Below are 15,490 nucleotides of genomic sequence, written 5' to 3' on the forward strand. Positions count from 1 at the left end.
GCTAAAGCACGGCCTGTTCGTCCTGCTCGCCCGGCTCGTACAGGCATTCGCGGCCCAGCCGGTCGATACAGAGCTCGGCGGTCCAGGGCAGCATCAGCGAGCCGCAGCGTGAATCGCGGTACATACGTTCCAGCGGCAGGCTCTTGAGCATGGACTGGCCGCCGCAGGTGCGCACCGCGAGGCGGCAGATTTCGTTGGCGTTTTCCATGATGGTGTAGTGCGCCGCGTACAGCCCCAGGCGGATTTCCTTGGAAGGATCAACGCGCGCGGCACGTGCATTCTGAAGAAATATGGCGCGGGTCTGTTCGAGCCGAACCTTCATTTCAGCCACCGCAATCTGTTTGGTCGGGTACATGCGCCGCTTGACTGGCGGCGTCCCGGGCATCTCGCCGCGCAGGTACTGCACCGTGAAGTCATAAGCCGCCTGCGCGATGCCCATGTAGGTCGGCGACAGGGTGGCAAACATGTGCGGCCAGCGCAGCGCGGCCTGGGCATACAGGCCCTCGGGAATCAGGCGTTCGATCTCGGGCACAAACACGTCCTTGAAAACCAGCGTGCGCGATACGGTGCCGCGCATGCCCAGCGGGTCCCAGTCGCCGGTGACACGGACGCCTTCGAGGTTCTTGTCCACGGCCAGATACAGCGAATCACGCTGCGTGGCCCCCGGTTTGTCCAGCGTGCACAGAATGCCGTAGTAGTCGGCGGCGCCGGCCAGCGAGGCGAAAATCTTCTTGCCGTTGACGACATAGCCGCCGTCCACTTTTTTAGCCAGGGTGCCAAACGGTGCCTTGCCCGCCGCCGCCGCGCCGCCTTCGGAAAAAGGCTGGGAATAAACCTTGCCCTCAGCCACCACGCGCTTGTAATGCACCTTGCGATGCGCCTCATGGTTGGCGCGCTGTTCCGGCGTCATGTCCAGGTCGTCGGCGATGAAGCCGGTCCACATGGTCGAGCTCACATGCATGTTGAGTGTCAGCGCGGTCGCGCCGCAATGGCGGCCGATCTCCGCCGCGGTCATCACGTAGGTGGCAAAGTCGGCGCCCCAGCCGCCGTGCTCCTCAGGCACGCAGATGCCCAGCAGGCCGGCCTCACGCAGGTCGGCATAGTTCTCGAAGGGAAACACGGCATCGCGGTCGATCTGCTGCGCGCGCGGTGCAAACTTTTCGCGTCCCAACCGCGAGGCAATCGCCAGCAGCTCACTTTGTTTGGGCGTCAGTGCGCTGTAGTCGCCGGCAATCGAAGGCGGCGTGTAGCGGCCAGCCGGGGGAGAAGCGATGGGTAAGGCGGACATGGCAGATCCTCGGGTTCAGGTCGGAAAATGGTGCTTCAAGAAGGCCAGCACCGTGCTGTTGAACAGCGCGGGCTGTTCGATGTTGGCGATGTGCCCGACGCCGGGCAGACAGAGGTACTGCGCGCCGGCAATGCGGCTGGCCATTTTTTCGACAACGGCGGGCGGCGCATTGATATCCAGTTCGCCAGCCAGACACAACGTGGGCACGGCGATGTCGCCCAGCGCGACAAGGCGATTGAAAGACACGATGGCTGCCAGCGCAGCGCGGTAGCTGGCGGCGGGCACACGCGCCATGAGCGCTGCGGCTTCGGCCAGACGGACGGGATCTGCGCCGGGTGCAAACATGGTGGGCACGATTTTTCCAGCGAGTCCATCCATGCCCAGGCCCTGGTCCAGCGGCGCAAAACGGCTTTGCAGGAACTGCTGCTGCCAAGGCCCATCGCCTTTTCCAAAGGCTGGCGATGTGCTGTGAAGAATCAGTCCATGGACCAAGGAAGGATGCAACGCCGCCAGTTCTTGTGCAATCATGCCGCCCATGCTGTGGCCCAGCAGCACATGGCGCTTGGCACCGACATGGGCCATCAGCGTTTTCAACGCTTCGGCCAGCAGCATGTTGGTACACGGCGAAATTGCGCCGGAGTCGCCATAACCAGGCATGTCCCAGGCAACCGTGCGGTAACCGGCCGCAGCCAGCACCCCCTGGTTGTGCACCCACGCCTCTTTACCGCCGCCCACGCCATGCAGCAAAAACACGGCGGTATCGCCCTCCCCTCGCTCAAGATAAGCGGGCACCGTCATGTTCAGCCCAGCTCGCCGCACAACTGCCCGGCGTCCACCACCACCCGGCCGTCCAGCGCCACGGTGCAGCCGCGCAGCGGCAAATCAAAATGGCCCAGCGTATGGCGCCCGGCCACTTCGTTGGCGCCAGTCGAATACAGGAAGTTGCCGGCAAAGGCGCGCAATTCCGTGCCATTGAAATCCTTCTTGTCGTACATGGCCATGGCGTCCCAGCGCGCCTTCGGGTTCATGCCCCAGCCCACGTGCGACACAGCGTACGCTTCGCGGTCACCCCAGGCTGCCCAGTAGCTGCGCATCAGGTCAGCATCCACATGCTGGCCCGCGATGCTGGTCACAAAATCGTCCTTGATGGTCAGCACCACGGGCTGCTCGAGATAACGCTTGAAGGTCAGGTTGACATCGCCAGCGGCCAGCACCAGCGTTCCGTTGACGCTGCCTTTGGCGGGAAACGCCAGGCACAGGCCACCCGGCCAGTGTGAGATGGTGCCGGGGCGGTCGGTGTAGCCCCAGCCGCCGCCGGCTTGTGCGCCGGCGAGCGAAATGCTCAGGTCGGTGCCCGCCTGCGACGTCACGCGCATGGCCTTGGCGCTGCGCAGCAGCTTGATGCCGGCCTTGACTTTGGGCGCCAGCGCCGGATCAGGCACACAGCGCTCAAGGATTTCGGGGTGTTCGTTGGACACCATCAGCGCACGCGCGCCGCCCTGCAGGATGGCCGGCAGTTCGGCCGCATGCAGCAGCCCCTCCACCGTCAGGTCAGCCACAAACGTACAAGAGGCCAGCGCCTGCACCACCGGCGCCAACCGGGCTATGGCGTCAGAGGCGCCGGTGGAGCGCACCGGCACCGGCGCGACCTGCCGCGGCGTGGCAAGTACCAGATGAAAAGCCCGCGCCCCCAGGCGCGCCAGCGCGAGTTCGGCGAGTTGTACGTTGACCGGCCGCGACTGCGTCTCGGACAGGATGGCGGCCGTGTCGCCGGCTTTCACGCCGCACAGCGCAAAGGTCTCGGTGAAACAGTCTATCCAGCGGGCTTCGATACGTTCCTGCAGCATGAATACTTCCTTAAAGCCGGGAACCGAGGGCGAAGTAGCCGCCGGCATGAAACAGCAGCGGCGCCGCTTCAGAAAGCGTGAAACGCTCGACCTCGGCGATGAAAAGACAGTGGTCGCCAGCCACCTGGCGCGAGACGGTGCGGCATTCGAACCACGCGGCCGCGCCATGAAGCAGCGGCTGGCCCCAGTCGTTTTCGGCATGCGCCACACCCTCAAATTTTTCGGCAATGGGCAAGGCGAACCTGCGCGACACTTCGACCTGGGCTTCCGCCAGCACATTGACCACAAACCTTTCTGCCTTTTCAAACACCTGCAGGCTGGGCGAGCTGCCGCGCAAGGACCAGAGGATCAGCGCAGGCTCCAGGGACAGGGCGGAAAAGGAATTGACCGTGAGACCCACAAAATCGCCGTCAGCCGCGCGTGTGGAAACCACCGTGATGCCGGTGGCAAACTGGCCCAGCGCCGTGCGCAACGCCCGGCTGTCCACCGGTGAGGCAATCTGCGGGGTGGCTTGCAAGGTGGAGATCATCGGTCAATAATATATGAATATTCATGTAATTGGCAAGCTCATCCAACCTCATCAAAGCCCTGCCGTGAGCCGCAAACCCGCCCCGGACTGCCCCGCCCCACCCACCAGGTTCATCGACGACTACCTGTCCTACCTGCTCGCGCGCGCGAGTCACACGGTGTACCGCGAGTTTCACGCCCAGGTGCAGGCCGCCGGCCTGGGTACGCTCGAATGGCGCCTGCTGGCCACGCTGTCGGACGGCGATGGCCTGACCATCGGCGAACTGGCGCGTGAGATCCTGGCGCAGCAGCCGACGCTGACCAAGCTGGTGCAGCGCATGGAAAAAGCCGGCTGGGTACAGCGCGGCGCCGATCCCGCCGACGCCAGGCGCACCCTGGTGTTCGAGACCAAGCAGGGCCGTGACACGGTTGCTGCGCTGCTGGCGCAAGCCAAAGTGCACGAAGACGCACTGCTGGAAGGTTTCAGTGAGCGCGATATCACGGCATTGAAAAAGATTCTGCGGACCTTGATCAGCCGGGGCGATGCGAACGACGTTTGAGACGTCATTTAATTGACCTGGTCAATTAAATTGGGGATCATCGTCGCCATGAAGGCCGAAAAATTTCCTCCCGTCTGCGCCGCCCACGTCAAGGCCGTGCGCAGCTTCAACCGCTTCTACACCCAGCGCATGGGGGTGTTGGCTCCTTACCTGGGCAGCGAGTTTTCGCTGACCGAGGTGCGGGTGTTGTACGAGCTCGCACACCGCGACCAGCCGACGGCGACCGAACTGGGGCGTGAGCTGGCGCTCGACGCTGGTTACCTGAGCCGCATCCTGCGCCGTTTTGAGACCCATGGCTGGATGGAACGTGCTGTTTCACCGGCTGACGCCCGGCAAAGCCTGCTGCGCCTGACCGACGCCGGCTACCAGGTGTTTGCGCCGCTGCAACAGCGCTCACGCGATGAGGCTTCAGCCCTGCTCGCACCGCTGGCCGCACCGGCGCAGCAGGCCCTGACCGACGCGCTGACCACGGTGCGGCGCCTGCTCGACCCGCCAACTGCGGGATCAGGCGCATCCGGCGTGGTGTTGCGTGACCCGCAGCCCGGCGACATGGGCTGGGTGGTGCAGCAACACGGTGAAATTTATGCGCGCGAGTATGGCTGGAACAGCGAATTTGAAGCGCTGGTGGCAGACATTGTTGCCGGCTACCTGCGCAAACATCAGCCGGCGTGGGAACGCTGCTGGATCGCCGAGCTGCACGGTCAACGTGTGGGTTCGGTGTTCGTGGTGCGCAAATCCCCCACGGTGGCCCAGCTGCGCATGTTGATCCTGACGGCGCAGGCACGCGGCCGCGGTCTGGGGGCGCTGCTGACCGACGAGTGCGTCGCCTTTGCGCGCAGCAAGGGCTACAAAAAAATGGTGCTCTGGACCAACAGCTGCCTGGACAGCGCACGGGGCATCTATGCCAGACGCGGCTTCAAGCTGGTCAAAAGCGAACCCTATACCGGCTTCGGCCAGCAACTGGTCGGCGAAACCTGGGCGCTGAGGCTGTGAAACCGCCCCTTCAACAAGGCCCCATCCCCCGCCGCTGACCGCTGCAGCGTGGCCCCTTCACGCCGGTTTGCCCTTTTTTCCTTTTGCCCATCATCTTCAAGCCAAATCGGACCTCAGCCCATGTCCGTCATGCGCCAGCAGCTATCAAATTCGTAGCAGCGATAATCAGTCCATGACCGCCCAGCCTGCCGACGACAAAGATGCGCATCCGCAACCGCAGTCCCTCACCGATCTGTTTGTTTCCTTCACCCTGCTGGCACTGCAGGGTTTCGGCGGCGTGCTGGCTGTGGTTCAGCGCGAACTGGTCGAGAAAAAACGCTGGATGACCCGCGAGGAATTTGTCGAAGAATGGGCAGTCGCCCAGATCATGCCTGGCCCCAATGTGGTGAACCTGTCACTGATGATTGGTCACCGTTATTTCGGCCTGCGCGGCGCCATGGCGGCGCTGGCCGGCATGTTGACCGTGCCGCTGATGGTGGTGCTGATGCTGGCGCTGGTGTATGCGCAGTTCGCCCACCATCCTGGCGTGGCGGGCGCGCTGCGCGGCATGGGCGCGGTCGCCGCCGGGCTGATTGCCGCCACCGGCCTGAAACTGATGAGCGCACTGAAGCACCATCCCTTGGGCCTGCCGATGTGTATCGCGCTGGCGGTGATGTGTTTCAGTGGCATCGCGCTGCTGCGGCTGCCGCTGGTGTATGTGCTGCTCGGGATGGGGGTGACCGCCTGCACCCTGACCTGGCGGAAGCTGGACCGATGAGTCTCGACCTGCAATGGAGCGACTGGCTGGCGCTGTGCGGCCATTTCATGATCCTGTCGCTGCTGTCGGTGGGCGGCGCCATCACCACCGCGCCCGACATGCACCGCTACCTGGTGGACCGCCAGCACTGGCTGACCGACCCGCAGTTCAACGCATCGGTGGCGATCGCGCAGGCGGCTCCCGGTCCCAACGTGCTGTTTGTCGCGTTGATGGGCTGGCATGTGGGTCTGAACGCCGGTGGCCCCCTGATGGGCCTGTTCGGCGTGTTGGTCACCATGCTGGGCATCATGCTGCCCAGCACCACCCTGACCTACCTGGCGGCCAGCTGGGGCCACCGCAACCGCAATCTGCGCTGGGTGCGCGCTTTCAAACAGGGCATGGCCCCCGTCGTGATCGCCCTGCTGATCGCCACCGGCTGGGTGCTGGCCAGCGCCAGCATCACCAGCCTGAAAGACTGGCCGGTGGGCCTGCTCGCCGGCTCAGCCGCAGTCATGGTCTGGCGGACCCGACTGCATATGTTGTGGCTGCTCGGTGCGGGCGCCTTGCTGGGCTGGTTCGGCTGGGTTTGAGGACGCGCTGGACACGTGAGGGATGCGTCCTCGTGTGCAGACAAAACGGCTTCCTCGCTCTGCAGGGAATGGTTAGCGCACTTACCGTTCCTGTCACGGAAAATCAGATACATATAGATACAATAACCTGGGCTTAAATAACAGGGAGCTTGAATGTCTGAACCCACAGCTGGCGCGATTGAATCGGACACACCGCTTTTTGATGTGGTCATCAATGTGCCTCCGGGAGCGAGCCTGGAGGAAATTGAACGTCTGGCGCGTGACGTGGCGGGTATTGCTGAAGACAAGGTTGATCGCCTCATTCAGGTTTTGCGCAGCTCACCGCAGGCCAAAATCGGCGCGGCTGTGACCCGTGAAAAAGCGGATGTGGCGCAGGTGCAGTTCAGCAAGGCCGGCCTGCTGGTGACCATCACGCCGCTGCTGACCATCCAGACCGCGATGGCGGGCAGCTACGACGGCACCTTTTCCTGCCCCGCCTGCCAGAAGCGGGTGGTGCTTCCGGAAAATCGCCAGTGCCCCGCTTGCGGAATTTTCGTGGACAAGGTCACCGACGAGTTTCTCCTCCGGCGCAAGATGATGGAGCAAGAGCGCGGAAAGATCGAATACCTGCAAGCCAAGTCGGCCAAAGACAGCGACAAGCGCTCGCGCGAGATGATGGAAGCAGCATTGCGCGCCCAGGTTCGTGAAGAGCTGGAAAAAGAATACGGCATCAAGAAAAAAGGAGGTCTGTCGGGGCCGGTGAAAGCGGTCGGTGTGCTGGCCTTGCTGGCGGTTGCTTTTGTCGGTGGTAAAGGTTTGTCGCCCGATGGTCTTCCCTGGGGCAAATCGGCAAGCGGCAAGGACACGGGCCAAGCCAAGGTCTTGAGCGCCGACAGCCTTGAGAAGACCGCGCAGGCGACAGGCGCTGATTCGGACAGCGCAACAGGGACCTCGGCCGGTGCCGCTGCTGGCGGAACCGGGGATCCGGACCTTGACGATCCACTGATCCAGGCCGCAGCCGGCAAACAGACGGGGGGCAAGCAGCTGACGCTTGAACAAGCCCTGGCCGCCTCAAAGACGCTGGCCAAATCAGTGGGCAACACCACGGCCGACCGGGCCATGGCTGGCGGCGCTGTGGACGGCAAGGCGGACAGCACTGCCAGTCAGGCGGCCAACAACGCGATTGACAGCGCCGTTGACGGCGCCGCAGGCTCAACCGCTTCTGCGGACAAACTCATTTCTGATGCGCCAACTGCCACCGGTGCAACCTCCACTGCGGTGCCCAAACAGACCAAACAGGTCTTGACGGCCGAGTTTGCCAAGGTGCTGGCCGAAATCGGCCAGTCGGCGCGCGCCCGGGAGGTTCTGAAGGCGGCGCTGGCGGCCAGCAATGCGGCGTCGGAGCCAGAAGGTGCCGCAGCCCTCCGAAACGCAGACATCAAAGCCCGTGCATGGGCGATACAGCGGCGCGAAATTGGCCCAGCACGTGGGGTCAGTGATGAGCTGAAAACCAGAATCATGGCGCTGGACAACGCCGCCGAACGTACGCAACTGCTGGGCAGCGTTGCTGCCATTTTGAGCCAGGGCGGGCAGATAGCGCCCGCCATACCCAGAGACTTTCTTTCGCTGGCAGCTGATTCATTGAAGTCCGTGACAGGCCCGGGCCAGCCCAACGCCGCCCTCGGCGATCTGGCGGTTTCCATGGCTGAAGTTTTTGCCAACGAAGCAAGTGCGCGTATCAAGGCCGGCATGTGGTCAAAAGCCCAGGCCAGTGCAGCTCAAATCGAGGGCTTGATCAAACAGGCGCCTGATGCGTGGTCGCAGCTGCGCCTGCATGCCATCGACCACCAGATCAAGCAGCAGATGGGGCAAAGCGACAAAGCCAGGCAAAGCCTGGATGCGGCGCTGGCGGAGGTCGGGAAAAACGGCAATCTGCTCCAGCGCGCCGCCTGGTTGCGCAGCGTTGCCCAGCTTTCGGACAACGCTGCGGATGAGCGGCTGCAGGCTTTGGCCAACAGCCTGCAAGCGCAGCTCGAACCCCAATCTGGCGCCGACAAGGCGCGCGCGTTGACCCAGCTGGCTCTGCTGTACGCCGCCGGGGGCTTGCCTTCCAAAGCAGATCAGTCACGCCGCATGGCGCAGTCCACTGCCGCCTTGAGCCCTGCTGACAGCACCGCGATCAACACCGACCTGATCGTGCGCAGCGATCTGGCCATGGCCAAGGTGCTGCAGGGCCTGGGCCGCTACGCCGAAGCCGAATCGCTGCTGCAGCGGGTGGGCGGCTACCTGCTCTAGTGCAGGTGGGGCGCCGGCTGAACCCGGGCAAACCGCGCGTTGCGCCCCTTGGTGCCAAGACGCTCAAACGCGCGCTTGCGGCCAAGCGGGACATTCGCCGCGTCCACACTGCTCAGACGCGTCCAGAGCAATCAGGCAAACAACTCACGACGAGCCGCTGATGTGATGGCGGCCACCGCGGCATGGGTGATCCGCCGTTCAATGGAAATCGCGTAGAACTCTTCAACCAGGTCCGCTGCCGCGCCGAGAATCTGCACGTCATACTGCGCCGCGATTTCAGCAGCCAGCACCGTCGGCCCCATAAACACGCCAACCCCGCGGCGACCAAACGCCTTGGTCAGGGCGCCATCGTCAAACTCGGCCACCACCGCAACCGACAATGCGTTCTGCTGCAACCAGCCTTCCAGACGTGGTCGCACCGCCGTGTCTGTCCCCGGCATCAGAAAGGGGAGTTGCGCCAGACAGGCGGGGAACCTGGCACGCGCACGCCGCAGGGAAAAACCTGCGCGCTTGAGCAAGGCAGGTGCGGCGAAAAAAGTCATTCCGCTGGACCCCAGCAGATGGGTGTAAGCCTTGATGCTCAGACTGGTGGGCAAAGGCACATCGGAAATCACCAGGTCCAGCCGGTGAATGGCCAGCTCAGCCAGCAAGGCAGGCAACTTGCCCTCGTGGCACAACAGTTTGGCATGGGTCAACACGGGCAAAGCCGGTTCCAGCACGTGGCAGGCCACGGATTTTGGAACCGAATCGGCCACGCCCACCCGAAAAGCCGGCTGCCAGCGCTCGTCATGTCCGCTGCTCAGGGCCTCCTTCAGGGCATTGCCCAGGGTGAAAATTTCGTCGGCATAACGCTGCACCACCCGTCCGGCGTCGGTGGCCTCCAGGCCGCGCCCGGACTTGCGAAACAACGGCTTTCCCAGACGATCTTCAAGCTGCTTGATCTGCCCGCTCAGCGTCTGCGGGGTCAGGTGGAGCTGTTCACTCGCACGCGCGATGCTGCCCGTGCGCAAGACGGTCCAGACATAGAAAAGGTGTTTGTAATTCATCGCTTCCTTGTGATTAATACATCGGTTTATTCGAATAATTTTGCCTTAAAACTGGATTTATTTCGAATTAAAGATGCCCTACATTGGTTTCTGTTGAGTACAACTGGGCTCCCCAGGCCAACATGGCGGGCGGGGTCCGCCCGAGGCTTGTGAATGGCAGGGCATCACCGGCCGCTCGACATCTGTCGCCGACCTCTTTTTAAAGTAACTTATGCCCGAGTTTCTCTTCGCGCCTTTTTTAGGCCAGGCCACGTGGCTCTGGCTGGTTTTTGTCAGCATCGTGATCGCGCTGCTGGCCTTTGATCTCGGCGTTCTTCACAACAAGGACCGCGAAATCGGCGTCAGCGAAAGCTTGATGCTTTCTGCCGGCTATATCAGCGCCGCCGTGCTGTTTGGTGGCTGGCTGTGGTGGCAACTTGGCGCCCAAAGCGGCATCGAGTATTTCACCGGGTTCATGATCGAAAAATCACTTTCGATGGACAACGTGTTCGTGATCGCCATGATTTTTTCGTTCTTTGCCATTCCACGCCAGTACCAGCACCGGGTGCTGTTCTGGGGAATTCTCGGGGTGATTGTGCTGCGGGCCCTCATGATCGGACTGGGCGCTGCGCTGGTGACAGAGTTCTCATGGATGCTTTATGTGTTCGGCGCATTTCTGGTGCTGACCGGCATCAAGATGTTGTGGCTGGCGGATCACCAGCCGGATCTGGAAAACAACGTCGTGCTGCGCCTGCTGAGGAAGATGCTGCGCGTCACATCCGGCCTGCGTGGCAATGCCTTTGTGTCGCGTGAGCCGCACCCGGTCACCGGCAAGCCGGTGCTCTGGGCCACACCGCTGCTGCTGGCGCTGTGCATGGTCGAACTGGTTGATCTGGTGTTTGCGGTGGATTCGGTCCCGGCGATATTTGCCATCACCACCGACCCCTTCATTGTCTACACCAGCAACATCTTTGCCATCCTCGGGCTGCGAGCGCTGTACTTTGCACTGGCCGCGATGATTCACCGCTTTGCCTACCTGAAGTACGCGCTGGCGCTGGTGCTGATCTTTATCGGAGGCAAGATTTTCCTGGTCAACCTCACCGGAAAAATCCCGCCCCTGATGAGCCTGGGGGTCACGCTGAGCCTGATCCTGGGCGGCATTGTGGTATCGCTGTGGAAGACACGCGGACAGCAGCCGGCGGTCCCAGCGCCAGACGCCCCGGTTTCAGGCGCGTCGAACTGATGCCGGACGCCATCGTCCTGTTTTTTGTGCTCGGGCTGATTGCCCGTCTGGTGCGCAGCGATCTGCGCCTGCCTGACGGGCTGTACGACATGTTGTCGTTCTACCTGCTGCTGGCCATCGGACTCAAGGGCGGCCTGGAGGTAAGCCGACAGCCCGTGGCCGAACTGCTCCCGCAGGTCGCCGCGTGTGTCGGGCTGGGTTTGTCCATACCGTTGATGTTGCTGCCCGTGTTGCGGCGAATCGGGTTTTCTGCGGCCGACAGTGCCTCGCTGGCCGGACACTATGGGTCGGTCAGCGTCGTGACGTTTGCCGTGGCCTGCGCCTACTTGCTCCGGCTGGGCATTCCCTACGAGGGTCACGCGGCCTTATGGGTCGCGCTGATGGAAGCACCGGGGCTGGTGGCCGCGATATTCCTGTCCCGCTTGCGCTCAGGCCGGGCACAGACCGACTGGAAAAAGCTGGGCCACGATGTCTTCCTCGGCAAATCGGTGCTGTTGCTGGTCGGGGGGCTGCTGATCGGCGCTGCGGCAGGCGATGCCGGCATGGCGCCACTCAGTCCGGTTTTTGTGGACCCGTTCAAAGGGGTGCTGGCCCTGTTTCTGCTTGAGCTCGGTCTGGTGGTGGGCGGCCGGTGGGGCGAGGTCCGACAGTTTGGCCTGCGGCTGGTCGGCTTTGCAATCGGCGCACCGCTGTTGCTGGCTGTTGCGGGCGCGCTCACAGGCAAACTGCTCGGACTGAGTGTGGGCGGCACCGCACTGATGGCCACGCTGGCGGCCAGTGCCAGTTACATCGCCGCACCCACGGCCATGCGCATCGCCGTCCCGGAAGCAAACGCCGCGCTCGCCATCACTGCATCGCTGGCGATCACCTTCCCCTTTAATCTGGTGCTGGGCATTCCGCTGTATCTCGCGCTGGCGCAATTCATCCGGTAACCACGGTTCCGGTCATTGCCCCGATGCGTCGATGACTGTCACTCAGCTTCGCTGCCGCAAGGCCTCGTAAAGGCACACGCCGCTGGCCACCGAGACGTTCAGGCTCTCGACCGCGCCGCGCATCGGGATGCTGACCAGCTCGTCGCAGGTCTTGCGCGTGAGCTGGCGCATGCCCTCGCCTTCCGCGCCCAGCACCAGCGCCACCGGGCCGGTCAGCTTGACATCGTAAATCGTTTTGGGCGCGTCATCGCTGGTGCCTATGCACCAGATGTTGCGCTCCTTGAGCTCACCCAGAGTGCGCGCCAGGTTGGTCACCATGAAATAGGGCATGGTTTCGGCGGCGCCGCTGGCCACCTTGGCGACCGTCGCATTGATGCCGGCCGCATGGTCCTTGGGCGCAATCACCGCATGGGCACCGGCGCCATCGGCCACGCGCAGGCAGGCGCCCAGGTTGTGCGGATCGGTCACACCATCCAGCACCAGCAGCAGCGGCGGCTCGTCCGACGCGGCTTCGAGTTGCTCCAGCAATTCGTCCAGTGACTTGACCTGCGCCAGCGGATCGACCCGGGCGACCACGCCCTGGTGGCCATGGCTGCCGCACATCTTGGCCAGCCGCAGACCGTCGGATTCGATCAGGCGGACGCCCGCCTCTCTGGTCCGGTCGACAAACTGGCGCATGCGTGCATCGCGGCGCGAGGCGTCGAAAAACACCTCAAACACAGATTGAGGCGCGGTTTTGATACGCACACCGACGGCATGAAAGCCAAACAGGACTTTGGGAGAAGAAGACATCCGGGGATTATCACTGCTCGTCGCCACCGCCTTTTGACCTGACAACAGGAGGCGCCCAGATGACAGGCGGCACAGGGGGCGCGACTAAAATAGTAACAAGACGTTTTACTGGGAACACCATGGGACTGCGGCTTAAATTCAATCTGGTGCTGATCGTCGTCTTCCTGGCCGGCTTTGCAGCAGTGGGCCTTGTTTCAAGGCAATTGCTCCAGGACAATGCCCGCGAAGAGGTCTTGCGCAATGCCCGCCTGATGATGGACACAGCGCTGGCGGTGCGCAGCTACACCGTGGACCAGGTCAAGCCGCATCTCGACAAGCAGCTCGGAGAAGTATTTCTGCCGCAAACCGTGCCGGCCTACGCCGCCACCGAGACGCTGAACCACATCCAGCAAAAATACCGCGACTACGGCTACAAGGAAGCCACGCTCAACCCCACCAACCCGCGCGACCGCGCCACCGACTGGGAAGCCGACATCGTGCAGCAGTTCCGGCACAACAGCGAATCCACAGAACTCGTGTCCGAGCGCAATGGTGGCACGGGCCGCATCCTCTACATCGCCAAACCGATCCAGATCACCAATGCCGCCTGCCTGCAATGCCACAGCGTGCCCACCGCAGCGCCGGCCAGCATGATCAAGATCTACGGCGACGCCAACGGCTTCGGCTGGAAACACAACGAAATCGTCGGCGCTCAGGTGGTAACGGTGCCGATGGAGATCCCGATCCAGAACGCGGACCGGGCTTTCAAGACCTTCATGGCATCGCTGGCCGGCGTGTTCGGTGCGGTTTTCATCGCGCTCAACCTGATGCTGAGCTGGCTGATCGTGCGCCCGATCCGGCGCATGTCGCAGGCGGCCGACAAGGTCAGCACAGGCGACTTCAATGTGCCGGAATTTCCCGATGCCGGCCGCGATGAGGTCTCGGTGCTCGGCAATTCCTTCAACCGCATGCGCCGCAGCCTTGAAAAAGCCATGCAGATGATTGAGCGGGACGGCAACTGATCGTGGCCGCCCCATGACGACCGGGCCTGTCCCCCTTCCCGCACCTGGTGTGGACGAGGCCGCCCTGCCCGTCGGGCACAAGGTTTTTGAGTACCGCATCGAAAAAACCCTGGGCGGCGGCGGCTTCGGTATCACCTACCTGGCGCGCGACATCAACCTCGAACTGCCGGTCGCGATCAAGGAGTATTTTCCCGGTGACCTGACCGTGCGCGCGGCTGACCAGACGGTGCGCGTTCGCGCGCCCGAGGGCGTCCAGCAGTTCCAGCGGGGCCTGGAGCGGTTTCTTGACGAAGCGCGCGCACTGGCCTCTTTTCGCCACACCAACATCGCACGCGTGCTGCGTTATTTTCAGGAGAACGGCACCGCCTACATCGTCATGGAGTACGAATCGGGCGACCCGCTCAAACGCTGGCTGGCGCGCCAGCCCGTGCTGGACCTGGCGACCTTGCTCAAGGTGATGTACCCGCTGCTGGACGGCCTCGAAGCCGTGCACAAACTGGACTTTCTGCACCGCGACATCAAGCCCGACAACATCTACATCCGCGGCGACGGCTCGCCGGTGCTGCTCGACTTCGGCGCGGCGCGCCGCACCACCAGTGGCCGCGACCTGACGAGCATCGTGAGTCCCGGTTTTGCACCCTTCGAGCAGTACCACAGCAAGGGCAACCAGGGCCCCTGGAGCGACATCTACTCACTGGGCGCGGTGATGTACTGGATGACCACCGGGCAAAAGCCGCTGGATTCCGCTGCGCGTGTGAAAGGCGACAGCCTGCCAGCCGCGTTGGCCATCGGGGACGCCGCGGTGTTCAGTGCGGGCGTGCTTCGCGCCATCGACTGGGCTTTGCACCCCGATGAAAATCACCGGCCCCAAAACGTGGCCGAGCTGCGCGTCGCACTGGTGGCAGCCGAACACGCGGCCACCGACCTGCTCGCGCCGGTCAGCCGCGCGCCGGTCGACACCGGGCCCGGCCCCAACAGCAACGTGTCGGCCTTGCCAGGCAACGGTCCGTCGGTACCCGTCAACCGGGCCGACACGCTGCGCAAAAACATACTGGGCACCGTGATGTTTCTGGACCTGGTGGCGTATTCGCGGCACGCTGTTGAACAACAAGTGGCGTTGAAAGAGCGTGTCAACGACCTCCTCACCAAAGCCCTCAAGGGCGTGCCGCAGGCGTCCCGCATCCTGATGGACACCGGCGACGGCGTGGCCACCTGTTTTCTCGGCGACCCCGAAGAAGCGCTGCAGTCGGCCCTGTTGCTGCGTGGCTTGCTGCTGCAGAAATACGGAAAAATGCTCTCCGTCCGCATCGGTGTGCACCTGGGGCCGATCCGCATCGTGTTCGATGTCAACCAGCGCGCCAATGTGGTGGGCGACGGCATCAATGTGGCGCAGCGCATCGTGGACTTTGCCCAGCCCCACCAGATCGTGGTGTCGCGCGCCTTTTACGAGGTGATCTCACGCATCACCGACAACGCGGCTGGCGTCTTCAGCCCGCTGGGCCCGCATCTGGACAAGCACCTGCGCTCGCACGACATCTATGCTGTGCTGGACCCGCAGTCGCGGCCGGCGACCAGCGCGCTGAGCAGCAGCGAGTTTGAAAACACCGCGTCGTTTGCCGCGCTGTCTTCGCTGACACCCGAGGTGCTGACAGAGATCGAGTCCGAGCTGGCACGCAGCATCGGTCCGCTGGCCAAGGTGCTG

15 protein-coding genes are annotated in these 15,490 nt (G+C 63.2%); 9 read left to right on the plus strand and 6 right to left on the minus strand.

Going from position 1 to position 15,490, the window contains the following annotated elements:
• Window position 1: 1 nt before the first annotated feature.
• From ACH2CW_RS17610 to ACH2CW_RS17625, 4 genes are read right to left on the minus strand one after another with little or no spacing between them, the layout of a single operon-like run.
• A complete protein-coding gene (locus tag ACH2CW_RS17610; RefSeq protein ID WP_395060529.1) occupies window positions 2-1,288 on the minus strand; it encodes an acyl-CoA dehydrogenase family protein in 1,287 nt (428 codons plus the stop codon).
• A 15-nt stretch (window positions 1,289-1,303) separates the two neighbouring features.
• Window positions 1,304-2,086 carry an alpha/beta fold hydrolase gene (locus tag ACH2CW_RS17615; protein WP_395060531.1) on the minus strand — a complete coding sequence of 261 codons (783 nt, stop codon included), beginning with the start codon at window positions 2,084-2,086 and terminating at the stop codon, window positions 1,304-1,306.
• A gap of 2 nt (window positions 2,087-2,088) precedes the next feature.
• Window positions 2,089-3,135, minus strand: coding sequence for a peptidase M29 (locus ACH2CW_RS17620; RefSeq protein WP_395060533.1), 1,047 nt, complete (start codon window positions 3,133-3,135; stop codon window positions 2,089-2,091).
• 10 nt (window positions 3,136-3,145) lie between these two features.
• On the minus strand, window positions 3,146-3,664 hold the full coding sequence (locus ACH2CW_RS17625) for a flavin reductase family protein (protein WP_395060535.1): 519 nt from the start codon (window positions 3,662-3,664) through the stop codon (window positions 3,146-3,148).
• 64 nt (window positions 3,665-3,728) lie between these two features.
• Between ACH2CW_RS17625 and ACH2CW_RS17630 the strand changes: the two genes are divergently transcribed.
• The 5 genes from ACH2CW_RS17630 (at window position 3,729) to ACH2CW_RS17650 (ending at window position 8,795) form a co-directional block, all read left to right on the plus strand.
• A complete protein-coding gene (locus ACH2CW_RS17630; protein ID WP_395060537.1) occupies window positions 3,729-4,202 on the plus strand; it encodes a MarR family winged helix-turn-helix transcriptional regulator in 474 nt (157 codons plus the stop codon).
• Between the two features lie 48 nt (window positions 4,203-4,250).
• Complete coding sequence (locus ACH2CW_RS17635; protein WP_395060539.1) at window positions 4,251-5,195, plus strand: GNAT family N-acetyltransferase; 945 nt, start codon at window positions 4,251-4,253, stop codon at window positions 5,193-5,195.
• 172 nt (window positions 5,196-5,367) lie between these two features.
• The gene (locus tag ACH2CW_RS17640; RefSeq protein ID WP_395060541.1) at window positions 5,368-5,952 is read left to right on the plus strand and encodes a chromate transporter; all 585 of its coding nucleotides are present in this window, start codon (window positions 5,368-5,370) and stop codon (window positions 5,950-5,952) included.
• On the plus strand, window positions 5,949-6,521 hold the full coding sequence (locus ACH2CW_RS17645) for a chromate transporter (RefSeq protein WP_395060543.1): 573 nt from the start codon (window positions 5,949-5,951) through the stop codon (window positions 6,519-6,521). Before ACH2CW_RS17640 ends, ACH2CW_RS17645 begins: the two co-directional genes overlap by 4 nt.
• A 153-nt stretch (window positions 6,522-6,674) precedes the next feature.
• On the plus strand, window positions 6,675-8,795 hold the full coding sequence (locus ACH2CW_RS17650) for a hypothetical protein (protein WP_395060545.1): 2,121 nt from the start codon (window positions 6,675-6,677) through the stop codon (window positions 8,793-8,795).
• A gap of 131 nt (window positions 8,796-8,926) precedes the next feature.
• Here the strand turns inward: ACH2CW_RS17650 and nhaR are convergent, their stop codons facing one another.
• Window positions 8,927-9,841 carry a transcriptional activator NhaR gene (gene nhaR / locus ACH2CW_RS17655; RefSeq protein ID WP_395060547.1) on the minus strand — a complete coding sequence of 305 codons (915 nt, stop codon included), beginning with the start codon at window positions 9,839-9,841 and terminating at the stop codon, window positions 8,927-8,929.
• Between the two features lie 211 nt (window positions 9,842-10,052).
• Here nhaR and ACH2CW_RS17660 point away from each other — a divergent pair, with 211 nt between their 5' ends.
• Together ACH2CW_RS17660 and ACH2CW_RS17665 are read left to right on the plus strand one after the other, a co-directional pair.
• On the plus strand, window positions 10,053-11,063 hold the full coding sequence (locus ACH2CW_RS17660; protein WP_395060549.1) for a TerC family protein: 1,011 nt from the start codon (window positions 10,053-10,055) through the stop codon (window positions 11,061-11,063).
• Entirely contained in the window at window positions 11,063-11,995 is a 933-nt protein-coding gene (locus tag ACH2CW_RS17665; RefSeq protein WP_395060551.1) for a sodium-dependent bicarbonate transport family permease, read from the plus strand. Before ACH2CW_RS17660 ends, ACH2CW_RS17665 begins: the two co-directional genes overlap by 1 nt.
• A 42-nt stretch (window positions 11,996-12,037) precedes the next feature.
• Here the strand turns inward: ACH2CW_RS17665 and rlmB are convergent, their stop codons facing one another.
• The gene (gene rlmB / locus ACH2CW_RS17670; RefSeq protein WP_395060553.1) at window positions 12,038-12,787 is read right to left on the minus strand and encodes a 23S rRNA (guanosine(2251)-2'-O)-methyltransferase RlmB; all 750 of its coding nucleotides are present in this window, start codon (window positions 12,785-12,787) and stop codon (window positions 12,038-12,040) included.
• A 119-nt stretch (window positions 12,788-12,906) separates the two neighbouring features.
• On the opposite strand from rlmB, the gene ACH2CW_RS17675 reads away from it, so the two are divergent.
• A complete protein-coding gene (locus tag ACH2CW_RS17675) occupies window positions 12,907-13,788 on the plus strand; it encodes a DUF3365 domain-containing protein (protein WP_395060555.1) in 882 nt (293 codons plus the stop codon).
• Window positions 13,789-13,801: 13 nt separating this feature from the next.
• Window positions 13,802-15,490 (plus strand): protein kinase (locus ACH2CW_RS17680; RefSeq protein ID WP_395060557.1); only part of this gene is annotated, 1,689 nt, incomplete at its 3' end.

Source organism: Polaromonas sp. (assembly GCF_043778355.1).
Classification (GTDB): domain Bacteria; phylum Pseudomonadota; class Gammaproteobacteria; order Burkholderiales; family Burkholderiaceae_C; genus Polaromonas.